The organism is Rheinheimera sp., assembly GCF_030824435.1.
Taxonomy (GTDB): Bacteria; Pseudomonadota; Gammaproteobacteria; order Enterobacterales; family Alteromonadaceae; genus Pararheinheimera.
The window spans coordinates 1-9,792 of record NZ_JAVBXS010000082.1; the positions used below are offsets into that span (position 1 = coordinate 1).

Annotated in this window: 10 protein-coding genes; 2 read left to right on the plus strand and 8 right to left on the minus strand. The window is 47.8% G+C overall.

The window, feature by feature from the left end:
• The first annotated feature begins 515 nt into the window (after positions 1-515).
• Both RCH83_RS14105 and RCH83_RS14110 read left to right on the plus strand, forming a co-directional pair.
• Positions 516-1,274: a class I SAM-dependent methyltransferase gene (locus RCH83_RS14105; RefSeq protein WP_306523214.1), complete on the plus strand. Its 759-nt coding sequence runs from the start codon at positions 516-518 to the stop codon at positions 1,272-1,274.
• A complete protein-coding gene (locus tag RCH83_RS14110; protein WP_306523196.1) occupies positions 1,271-1,894 on the plus strand; it encodes a hypothetical protein in 624 nt (207 codons plus the stop codon). Before RCH83_RS14105 ends, RCH83_RS14110 begins: the two co-directional genes overlap by 4 nt.
• Before the next feature lie 274 nt (positions 1,895-2,168).
• Here RCH83_RS14110 and hisIE read toward each other — a convergent pair whose 3' ends face one another.
• The 8 genes from hisIE to hisG all read right to left on the minus strand — a co-directional run bounded on the left by hisIE (position 2,169) and on the right by hisG (position 9,623).
• Positions 2,169-2,804: a bifunctional phosphoribosyl-AMP cyclohydrolase/phosphoribosyl-ATP diphosphatase HisIE gene (gene hisIE / locus RCH83_RS14115; RefSeq protein WP_306523198.1), complete on the minus strand. Its 636-nt coding sequence runs from the start codon at positions 2,802-2,804 to the stop codon at positions 2,169-2,171.
• On the minus strand, positions 2,801-3,574 hold the full coding sequence (gene hisF / locus RCH83_RS14120) for an imidazole glycerol phosphate synthase subunit HisF (protein WP_306523200.1): 774 nt from the start codon (positions 3,572-3,574) through the stop codon (positions 2,801-2,803). Before hisF ends, hisIE begins: the two co-directional genes overlap by 4 nt.
• The gene (gene hisA / locus RCH83_RS14125; RefSeq protein ID WP_306523202.1) at positions 3,556-4,293 is read right to left on the minus strand and encodes a 1-(5-phosphoribosyl)-5-[(5-phosphoribosylamino)methylideneamino]imidazole-4-carboxamide isomerase; all 738 of its coding nucleotides are present in this window, start codon (positions 4,291-4,293) and stop codon (positions 3,556-3,558) included. The genes hisF and hisA overlap by 19 nt, the downstream gene beginning before the upstream one ends.
• A 117-nt stretch (positions 4,294-4,410) precedes the next feature.
• A complete protein-coding gene (gene hisH, locus RCH83_RS14130; protein ID WP_306523204.1) occupies positions 4,411-5,055 on the minus strand; it encodes an imidazole glycerol phosphate synthase subunit HisH in 645 nt (214 codons plus the stop codon).
• A gap of 28 nt (positions 5,056-5,083) precedes the next feature.
• A complete protein-coding gene (gene hisB / locus RCH83_RS14135; RefSeq protein ID WP_306523206.1) occupies positions 5,084-6,154 on the minus strand; it encodes a bifunctional histidinol-phosphatase/imidazoleglycerol-phosphate dehydratase HisB in 1,071 nt (356 codons plus the stop codon).
• Positions 6,154-7,353 carry an aminotransferase class I/II-fold pyridoxal phosphate-dependent enzyme gene (locus RCH83_RS14140; protein WP_306523208.1) on the minus strand — a complete coding sequence of 400 codons (1,200 nt, stop codon included), beginning with the start codon at positions 7,351-7,353 and terminating at the stop codon, positions 6,154-6,156. Before RCH83_RS14140 ends, hisB begins: the two co-directional genes overlap by 1 nt.
• Before the next feature lie 2 nt (positions 7,354-7,355).
• Positions 7,356-8,711, minus strand: coding sequence for a histidinol dehydrogenase (gene hisD, locus RCH83_RS14145; protein WP_306523210.1), 1,356 nt, complete (start codon positions 8,709-8,711; stop codon positions 7,356-7,358).
• A 3-nt stretch (positions 8,712-8,714) separates the two neighbouring features.
• Positions 8,715-9,623, minus strand: a complete 909-nt coding sequence (hisG, locus tag RCH83_RS14150; protein WP_306523212.1) for an ATP phosphoribosyltransferase — start codon at positions 9,621-9,623, stop codon at positions 8,715-8,717.
• Positions 9,624-9,792: the final 169 nt, after the last annotated feature.

Genomic DNA, 9,792 nt, shown 5'->3' on the forward strand with positions numbered 1-9,792 from the left:
TCGAAAGCCCGCTAAAAATCAAAAGTTTGAGGCGCCGCCAAAACTCGACGGCTGCTAACGTCAGCCGTCTCAAACAGTTGGCGTCTTAAAACCTCAAACTTTCAATTTTTATCGGCTCGGCTAAACGGGGAGGGAAAGCGCTGGCGCAGGGGATTGGTTTTTATGGTTTGTATTAAAAGCCGGTAAAACTGAAATTTACCAACGTTGTTTTGTGTTGCGTAACCAGTTCCCAAAAAGTGCTTGGTGTTTTATCAAAGCTGATTTAACTTATCTAAAAACAAGGTACTACAGTACTAAGGTTGCCAGAAAAGGATGTTTGGGACTTGAGTTAGATTCGGCTTTCGGCCACTGCAAATCCAACTAACGACCATCCACTTTTTTTTGCGACTCCAGAATCGATTGAGGCAAAACGCAAGACCTGACCCTCATCGTTTACTCATCGTTTTCGACTCTGTTTTGGTTTTCTAAGAATTATTTTTGTATCTGTACACATCAAGGAGGTTGCGTTGAAGCAGATGGAGCTAGATGTTAATGTTGATATATATGACAATTTCAGTTCTGAGTATATTAAAGTTCGATTGACTGAAGGTGCACTGTTTAATGAACATATTGAATCTCCGGTTGTTAGAGATTTTATTAAGGACATAAAAAGCTTTAAGCGGGTTAACGTGCTGGATGTTGGCTGCGGTCCTGGGGTTTATACTAAATCTTTTTATAAAATGGGCGCTAATGTCGTCGCGATTGATCCTAGTGAAACTATGATTGATGCTGCTAGGAAATATTGTGGGGTTTCAAGTGGGCATGGTACATATAATATTGATTTTAAACCTGTCAAGTTAATGGATTATCATAATGACAGGGATTTTTATCTTGTACTCGCAACATTTATGCTTGGTTATTTTGATGATCTTCGAAGCTCTTTTAAAAAAATGGAAGAAATGCTTGGTAGGTCAGGTAGGATTGTTACATCATCATTACATCCGGAGAGGTTATTCGCTGTCTCTAAAAATGATACTGGTTATTTAAGTGGAGATAACAATAGAAATAAAAAGTATGAGGCTGATTTTCTTGGAAAAGATGCTGTGATACATCTCAATAAATACAGTTTTGAACAAATATTCGATGCGGCTTCTGATGCTGGATTAAAAGTCACTAAAATGAAAGAACCTTTATTACCAGCAGACTATAACTATCATGATAAATTGAAAGTGGATTTTTACTCGAGGAATCATTCTATTGCAGTGTTTGAATTGAAAAGGAAGTCAAAAAAATGAAATACAATTCTAATGAAAAAAATACAGTTAAGGCAATGATTTTTCTTCTTTTGTCTGCGGAGTTGATTCGGTATTTTATAAAACTTTTTCCTCTTGGTGATTACGCTGATATTTTGAATGCCGCGCTCGTCATTGTTTTCGCTGCAATTGTTTACTTTGGTAAAGAAAAGTTTTTTTCTTTTATATTTAGGTTTATACCTGCCGTGAAAAATTCTGATATACCAGATTTGAATTGGATGATAAAGATTAAATTTAGTGATGACGGTGTTGAAAAGGAACGTGTGGGTAATGTTAAGATAATAAATACAATAAATGGATTTCGCCTAATTGGTGGTGAGTTGACTGATTTTAATAATGATAGAACGACTATGAATAACTGGTATTCTGAGTCTGCCGAGATTATTCGTTTTGATAATCATTCAGTGCTCTATTATATATATAAAATACCAAGTTCCGGTGATGCTGGTAAATATAGTAAAATAGGTTTTGTTTACGCGGTTAAGAGTCAGGAGCAGAATCTTTTTAATGGTTATTTTCAAGATATGAAAATAGGTTTAGCAAAAACTGAAATAATGCGAACAGGGACTGTTCAGATTAGATTGAGTGAGAAAAAAGAATGACCCTAGATAGGAAAACCAATGGGTCAGTACTTTCTCTTGCCAATAAACCAACACCTGGAGCTGCGGAGTGAGCATTCAAGAGTGAGCGCGGGAGGCGCGAACGGGCGAACGTAGTAGTTGCCGGTGGTGGTTCGTGCCGAGTAAAACATCAGTGTTTTTGTGCTTGGTAGGGGGCGTAATTTAGCTTCGTACAGACTTAGAAAAACCTTAACGGGTGAATCACTTGCCACAAATGCAGCAAGTGATTCATAAAAGCCTTCAGAGCAAAAGCTCTTTATTGATGCCGGCTTTTTAAAACCTCAATCACATCATTCAGCTGCAAATCTTGCGATCTTAACAGCACCAGCAAGTGAAAAATCAAATCCGCAGCTTCGTTTTTCAGTTCTTCCCTGTCGCCTGCCATGGCTGCCAAAGCAGATTCCACACCTTCTTCACCGACTTTCTGCGCTATGCGTTTGACGCCGCGGTTGAATAAGCTCGCGGTATAACTCGATTTTGGGTCGGCGTGTTGGCGCTGTGCTATCACAGCTTCCAGGTCAGTTAAAAAACTTAAACTCGGGCTGTTCGCGCCGTTTGCAGTTTGGCTGTCCCAGCAGGTTTCGGTGCCTAAATGACAAGTCGGGCCGTCGGGTAGGGCGAGCGCCAGCAGGCTGTCTGAATCACAATCAGCGCTCAGGCTTTGTAGGGTTAAAAAATGGCCCGAGCTTTCGCCTTTGGTCCAGAGCCGCTGTTTGCTGCGGCTAAAAAAAGTCACCTGACCGGTTTTTAAGGTTTGCCGCAGTGCGTCGCTATTGGCGTAGCCCTGCATCAGCACTTTGCCGGAAATGGCGTGCTGGACTATGAGCGGCAACAAACCATCGGCTGGCCACTTTAATTGTTCAATGCTGTCGTTATCGACAATGCTGCTCATGGCCTGATCTCCACACCGCTTGCTCTAAGCTGCTGTTTTAAATCGCTGATTTGAATAATGCCTTTGTGAAATACACTGGCAGCTAAAGCGCCGTCTACATCGGCTTGTAAAAATACGTCAATAAAATGCTGAATGTCACCGGCGCCGCCCGAGGCAATCAGCGGCAGGTTACAGGCCGCGCGTACCAGTTTTAACTGCGTTAAATCATAACCCTGACGCACGCCGTCCTGATTCATGCAGTTTAAAACAATTTCACCGGCGCCCAGGCGCTGCACTTCTTTTACCCAATCCAGCGTCTGCCAGTTGGTTTTGGCAGTGCGGCTTTCGTCACCGGTAAACTGATATACCTGATATTGGCCTGTTGTTTTATCAAAAAAACTGTCGATGCCCACCACTACACATTGCTGGCCATAAGCACGGTTGAGCTCAGCAATCAGCTGTGGCCTTGCCAGCGCCGGGCTATTCACCGAAATTTTATCGGCGCCCAGCTCCAGAATACGACCGGCGTCTTCCACCGATTTAATACCACCGGCGACACAAAACGGAATGTCGATGACATCGGCAATACGGCGCACCCAGCTTTTATCCACCACCCGGCCATCGCTGGAGGCGGTAATGTCGTAAAACACCAGCTCGTCGGCGCCTTCTTCGGCGTAACGTTTGGCCAGCGGCACTATGTCGCCAATCACTTCGTGGTTACGAAACTGCACACCTTTCACCACCACACCATCGCGCACATCGAGGCAGGGAATTAACCGTTTTGCCAGCATTGGATAGCCTCCTGAATGCTAAATTTTCCTTCCAGCAAAGCGCGGCCTAAAATCACGCCAGCCACGCCGCTGCCTCTTAAACTACGGATATGTTCAAGGTTGCCAACACCGCCTGATGCCTGCCATAAAATTTGCGGGTATTTAGCAGCAAGCTCCTGATACAGTTCCGTATTTGGCCCTTGCAGCGTGCCGTCGCGGCTAATGTCGGTACAGAGCACATGGCGCGCGCCAGCGGTTATAAAACCATCCAGCACCTGCTCCAGCGTAATATTTGAGGCTTCAATCCAGCCGTGGCTTGGCAGGGTTTTTTCACCTTTATCGTTGATGGCGACATCCAGCGCCAGCACTATTTTGTCGCCGCCATAAGTGCGCAGCCACTGTTGCACTAAGGCCGGTTCACGAATGGCCAAACTGCCAATCACGACACGCGAGGCGCCAGCTTCCAGTAAATCAATCACATCTTGTTCAGTGCGCACACCACCGCCTACCTGAATAGGCAGCGGCGCTTGTTGCATCAGTTGTTTTAATAGCGGCAGCTGACGTTTGGCGGCATCTTTGGCACCGCTTAAATCCACCAGGTGCAAAACACCAGCGCCGGCTGCGGCGTATAAGTCGCGAAGTTCAAACGGCGTTTGCTGGTACTGGGTGGTTTTGTCATAACTGCCCTGATACAGCCGGACTGTTTGACCATCTATTAAATCTATTGCCGGGATAATCACGTTATTGTCCTTTTAAAATCTGTGGCCACTGCCTGTTGTCGCTTTGTTGCGGCTTGGTTGTGGCTTAGTTGCGCCGCGCGGTTTGGGGCTGTTGCTGCCAAAGCAACAGCCAGAGCGTCAGCTTAAATCTGCGGCCTTTAAGTCTAAAAAGTTTTGCAGCAATTTACGGCCGGCTGCACTTGAGCGCTCAGGGTGAAATTGCATGCCCAGGTAATTGCCTTTGCCAATGATGGCGGCAAATTGGCTGCCGTAATCACAGCTCGCCAGCATAAATTCCGACGGTGCTACCGCAAAACTATGTACAAAATACACATAATCGTCAGTTGTTAAGCCATGAAGCACAGGGTGCTGTTCTTTGCCTGCCGCCTTTTTTAACGTATTCCAGCCCATATGTGGCAGGCGTAAACCTTTGGATTCGAGCGGCAGCACCTGGCCCGGAATCAGCCCCAGGCATGGCACATTGCCTTCGGCGCTATAGTCCGTCATCAGCTGCATACCCAGGCAAATGCCCAAAGTCGGTTGTGTCAGGTTTTGCAAAACCTTGGTTAAGTTACGCTCCTGAATATTGGCCATAGCCTGAGCGGCAGTGCCAACACCCGGAATAATCACTTTGTCAGCACTTTGAATCATTGCAGCGTCACGGCTGACCGCAACCCTTGCGCCTAAACGTTCAAAAGCACACAACACTGAGGTGATATTTGCGCAGCCGGTGTCGACAATCACCACTGATGTGCCGTTGTTTTTCATCACAATATCCGTCATTTAAAGCATACCTTTTGATAAAACGGCTTTATAAAACGCCTTTGCTGCTTGGCAGCGCGTCACCACTTTTTAAAATGGCCTGACCCAAAGCGCGGCCAAATGCTTTAAATAAACCTTCCACCCTATGGTGTGTATTGCCCGGGCTGACCGATAAATGCAAAGTCATTAACATGGCGTCACTTAAACTTCTGAAAAAGTGCGGCACCATCTCAAGGTTCAGCTCACCCACCAGGCCAGTGCCTAAATCGGCATCAAATTTCAGCAGCGGCCGGCCGGATAAATCCAAAGTACATTCGGCGCGGCATTCGTCCATCGGCAAAACAAAACCAAAACGATTAATACCGCGTTTGTTGCCAATGGCTTGTTTCAGTGCCTGACCCAGCGCCAGCGCTGTGTCTTCCACACTGTGGTGGTCGTCAATATGCAAATCACCTTTGACGCTGACTTGCAGCGAAAAACCGCCGTGGGTGGCAATCTGATCCAGCATATGGTCAAAAAAGCCCACACCTGTGCTGATGCTGTTACCGCCTTTATTGTCCAAATCGACACTGACGCTGATGTCGGTTTCGCGGGTGGTGCGCACCACAGTGGCGGTGCGGCCTTTACTTAAAATGCGTTTGGTAATTTCAGCCCAGCCCAAAGTGTTTCTGTCATATTGGAAGCTTGGCAGGCCCATATTGTCGGCCAGCTGTACGTCGGTCAGGCGGTCACCAATGACAAAAGAATTGGTAAAGTCGATGCGGCCTTGTTGCAGATAGTCTTTCACAAGCCCCAATTTAGGTTTACGACAGCTACAGTTATCGCGCTCAAAGTGCGGGCAAATCAGAATGTCAGCAAAACGAATGCCTTGTGAATTCAGCAGTTGCATCATTTTGTCGTGTGGTGCGTCAAAGGTGTCGCGCGGGAAACTGCTGGTGCCGAGGCCATCCTGATTGGTCACCATCACCAGGGTGTAACCAGCTTCCTGCAGCTTTAACAGCGCTGGCACCAAACCCGGCTCGTACGCCAGTTTTTCCAAAGAATCCAACTGCTTATCAATGGCTGGCTCTTCCACCATAGTGCCGTCGCGGTCGATAAATAAAATAGCCTGGCCCGACATTAGTTTGCTCCTGCGCTGAAAAGTTGAGAATTTGTATTTGCTGTATTGCTGGTATTTGTTGTGCCGCTGGCGTTTTCCTGCTGGAAATACCGTGTTAAAGCGTCTTGCACCAACGCCATTTCTTCGGGGTTACCAATAGACACCCGCACCACTTGCGAAAGCCCCAGCTGACTGGATTGGTTGCGGATTAAAATGCCTTCTTGCACTAAAGCCGCCACACAAGCTGCGGCATCTTTTACCTGCAATAACACATAGTTGGCGTTCGACGGATAGACTTTCAACACGCCTTGTTGGTTATGGGCAAACTCAATAAAAGCATCCCGCAGTGCGTTGATAGTTTTAACGCTTTGCTGCATGCGCGCCTGGCCCTCGCTTGACAACGCCTGGGTGGCAATTTCGGCAACAGGCGCGGCCAGCGGGTAGGGCGCGATCATTTTTTTCAGCGCGTTAATAATGTCGGGTGCTGCCAGGGTAAAACCACAACGCAGGCCAGCGAGCGCAAAAGCTTTGGATAAAGTGCGCAGCACCACTAAATTCGGATAGTCATTCAGTAGGTTTAGCACTGTCGCCTCTGGTGCAAACTCAATATAAGCTTCGTCCACCACCACCAGTGCTTTCTCTTTATAAAATTCAAGCACATCAATAATTTGCTGACGCGGAATTAAATCACCTGTTGGGTTATTCGGGCTACAAATAAACACCAGTTTGGGTGTGGGCGCGGCAAACATTGCTGCCGTGTCCAGCGTAAATTCTGCGGTAAGTGGAATAATGCTGCGTCGTACCTGATTACTTTCGGCGCTAATGGCATACATGCCATAAGTGGGTGGGCAAATCAGTACGCTATCGCCGTCCTGGCTTTGGCTTTGGCTTTGGCTTTGGCTTTGGCCTTGGATCTGGCTCTGATCCTGAGTTTGGGGTTCACAAAAACTGCGGATCAACAGCTCAATACCTTCATCAGCGCCGCGGCTGACCAACACTTGTTCGGGTTTGACACCGGCATAAGCGGCATAAGCCTGAATTAACGCCGGTGGCTGGCAATCCGGGTATCTGTTGTAGCTGCCGCAGAGCTGATATTCAGGCGCTAACGCATTTTCATTGGCGTTGAGCCACACCGAGCCACCGCTCATGCTGAGGCGCGCCGAGGCATAAGGCGTCAGCTGTTTCACCAAATTGCGGGCTAATGGATTGACACTGCTCATCATTAATTTCCTTCTAAAGCCGGATTTGCTGAATTGGCTGCATTGCCAGCAAGGGCGGCCAAACGCAAAGACACTGCATTAGCGTGCGCCGCTAAACCTTCAGCATTGGCCAGCGTCACAATAGCAGGGCCAATATTCTGCATACCCCGGGCAGTTAAAGTCTGCACCGTATAACGGCGGTAAAAGTCCAATAAACCTAAACTTGAGTGGGTGCGGCTATAACCATAGGTTGGCAACACATGGTTGGTGCCGCTGGCATAATCACCGGCCGACTCAGGGGTCCAGGCGCCAACAAAAATGCTGGCGGCGTTGCTGAGCTTGCCAAGCAGCTTGTCATCTTCAGCGGTCTGAATAATTAAGTGTTCAGGCGCATATAAATTGGACACTAAAGCTGCAGTGGCTAAATCTGACGTCAGAATAAAACGGCTGTTGGCAAGCGCCTGACGGGCAATGTCTGAGCGCGGCAAGGCCTCTAACTGTATGTTCAGTTGGCTAATGGCATCGCTGAGTAAAAATTCGCTGTTGCTGACCAACACCACTTGTGAATCCGGGCCATGTTCGGCCTGAGATAATAAATCGGCCGCCACAAAAGCCGGATTGGCGCTGGCATCGGCAATTACCAGCACTTCAGAAGGGCCGGCCGGCATATCAATGGCAGCACCTTCGGCACTTGCACTGACCTGCTGCTTGGCTTCGGTGACATAACTATTGCCAGGGCCATAAATTTTGCTGACTTTTTGAATACTTTCAGTGCCATAAGCAAGGGCTGCTATGGCCTGAGCGCCGCCCACTGTGTAAATTTCGCTGATGCCACAAAGTTTGGCTGCGTAAATAATTTCAGGAGCAATATCAGTGGCTTGGGGCTGACCTGGGGGGGTGACCAGCACCACACGATTACAACCACTCAGCTGCGCCGGTACACCCAGCATCAACACTGTGGAAGGTAGCGGCGCACTGCCGCCCGGAATATATAAACCTACACTGTCAAAAGCGGCGTATTTAAGCTCACAGACCACACCTGGGCTGGTTTCCAGCTTGATATCTTCTGGTTGTTGCGCCGCGTGAAAGCTGCGGATATTGGCATAAGCCAGCTCTATGGCAGCTTTGGCGTCCGGGCTTAACAGCGCCAGCCTTTGTTGCTGCACAGCTTCTGCAAGCGCAAAGTTGTTGATGCTGATGCCATCAAATTTCTGGCAATAAAAACGCAGCGCCTCATCGCCTTGTTGCTGCACAGTGTCGATAATAGCGGCCACCTGGGCTGCTAAATCGGCTTTGCTGCGAAGTTTGGGCCTGGTCAACAAAGCTTGTTGGGCTTTGTTATCCAGCGCGCTCCAGTTGTTGATCTGAAGATTCAGCATCTGTTACTCCATCATTTTTTCAATTGGCAGTACCAGAATAGAGCTGGCGCCAAGCGCTTTTAACTGCTCCATGGTTTCCCAGAACAAGGTTTCGCTACTGACCACATGCAAAGCCACCAAGTCGTCATTGCCGGCCAACGGCAGCAAAGTTGGGTTTTCGGCGCCTGGCAATAACGCAATCACATCGGCCAAACGTGCGCGGGGGGCGTGCAGCATAATGTATTTACTTTCATTGGCTTGCATTACACCCTGAATGCGTGGCATCAGTTTGTTAATCAGCTTTAACTGGTTTTGGTCGTCTAAATCACGGCGCTGAATCAGCACTGCTTTAGAGCGGTAAATCACTTCTACTTCTTTTAAACCATTGGCTTCAAGGGTGGCGCCGGTGGATACCAAATCGCAGATGGCATCGGCCAAACCTGCGCGTGGTGCCACTTCCACTGAACCTTTTAAATTCACAATACGGGCGTTGACGCCATTTTGTTTTAAATATCGGTTCAGAAGCCTTGGGTAAGTAGTCGCAATGGTTTTGCCTTCGAGGTTTTTAACGCCCTGATACTCTTCTTCCTGCGGCACGGCGATGGATAAACGGCAACCGCCAAAATCCAGTCGTGCTAATACTGTGTAGTCGTAACTTTCGTTATCCAGCTGGCGCTGCAACGACATTTCTTCCAACACGTTTTCGCCAATAATGCCTAAATCACAGACGCCATCCATCACTAAACCCGGAATGTCGTCGTCGCGCACCCGCAGCAAATCAATGGCCATATTTTCCACATGGGCAATCAGCCGTTGTTCACGCAGATTAATTTTCAGGCCGCAGCTGGTGAGCAGCGCTTGTGACTCTTGTGATAAACGACCTGATTTTTGGATGGCAATACGTAATCTTTTGCTTTCAGTGTTGGCGGACATTTGATTTTTCCTTTATTTAAACCTTAAAAAACAACAACCCCGGCGTAGTTCCGGGGTTGTGTTTGAATGATTCAAGGCACCGGAGCTACTTTGATAGCCCCTCAGCGACTTAACCTGAACGGCTATTTCGGATGATGGTGATGATGATGTGTGACGTTCAGTTGAATCA

Excerpts from the sequence above, each read along its gene's own strand:
- hisH (WP_306523204.1), bottom strand. The coding sequence starts at position 5,055 with ATGACGGATATTGTGATGAAAAACAACGGCACATCAGTGGTGATTGTC.
- RCH83_RS14140 (WP_306523208.1), bottom strand. The coding sequence starts at position 7,353 with ATGAGCAGTGTCAATCCATTAGCCCGCAATTTGGTGAAACAGCTGACG.
- hisF (WP_306523200.1), bottom strand. The coding sequence starts at position 3,574 with ATGCTGGCAAAACGGTTAATTCCCTGCCTCGATGTGCGCGATGGTGTG.
- hisIE (WP_306523198.1), bottom strand. The coding sequence starts at position 2,804 with ATGAGCAGCATTGTCGATAACGACAGCATTGAACAATTAAAGTGGCCA.
- RCH83_RS14110 (WP_306523196.1), top strand. The coding sequence starts at position 1,271 with ATGAAATACAATTCTAATGAAAAAAATACAGTTAAGGCAATGATTTTT.
- RCH83_RS14105 (WP_306523214.1), top strand. The coding sequence starts at position 516 with ATGGAGCTAGATGTTAATGTTGATATATATGACAATTTCAGTTCTGAG.
- hisB (WP_306523206.1), bottom strand. The coding sequence starts at position 6,154 with ATGTCGGGCCAGGCTATTTTATTTATCGACCGCGACGGCACTATGGTG.
- hisD (WP_306523210.1), bottom strand. The coding sequence starts at position 8,711 with ATGCTGAATCTTCAGATCAACAACTGGAGCGCGCTGGATAACAAAGCC.
- hisG (WP_306523212.1), bottom strand. The coding sequence starts at position 9,623 with ATGTCCGCCAACACTGAAAGCAAAAGATTACGTATTGCCATCCAAAAA.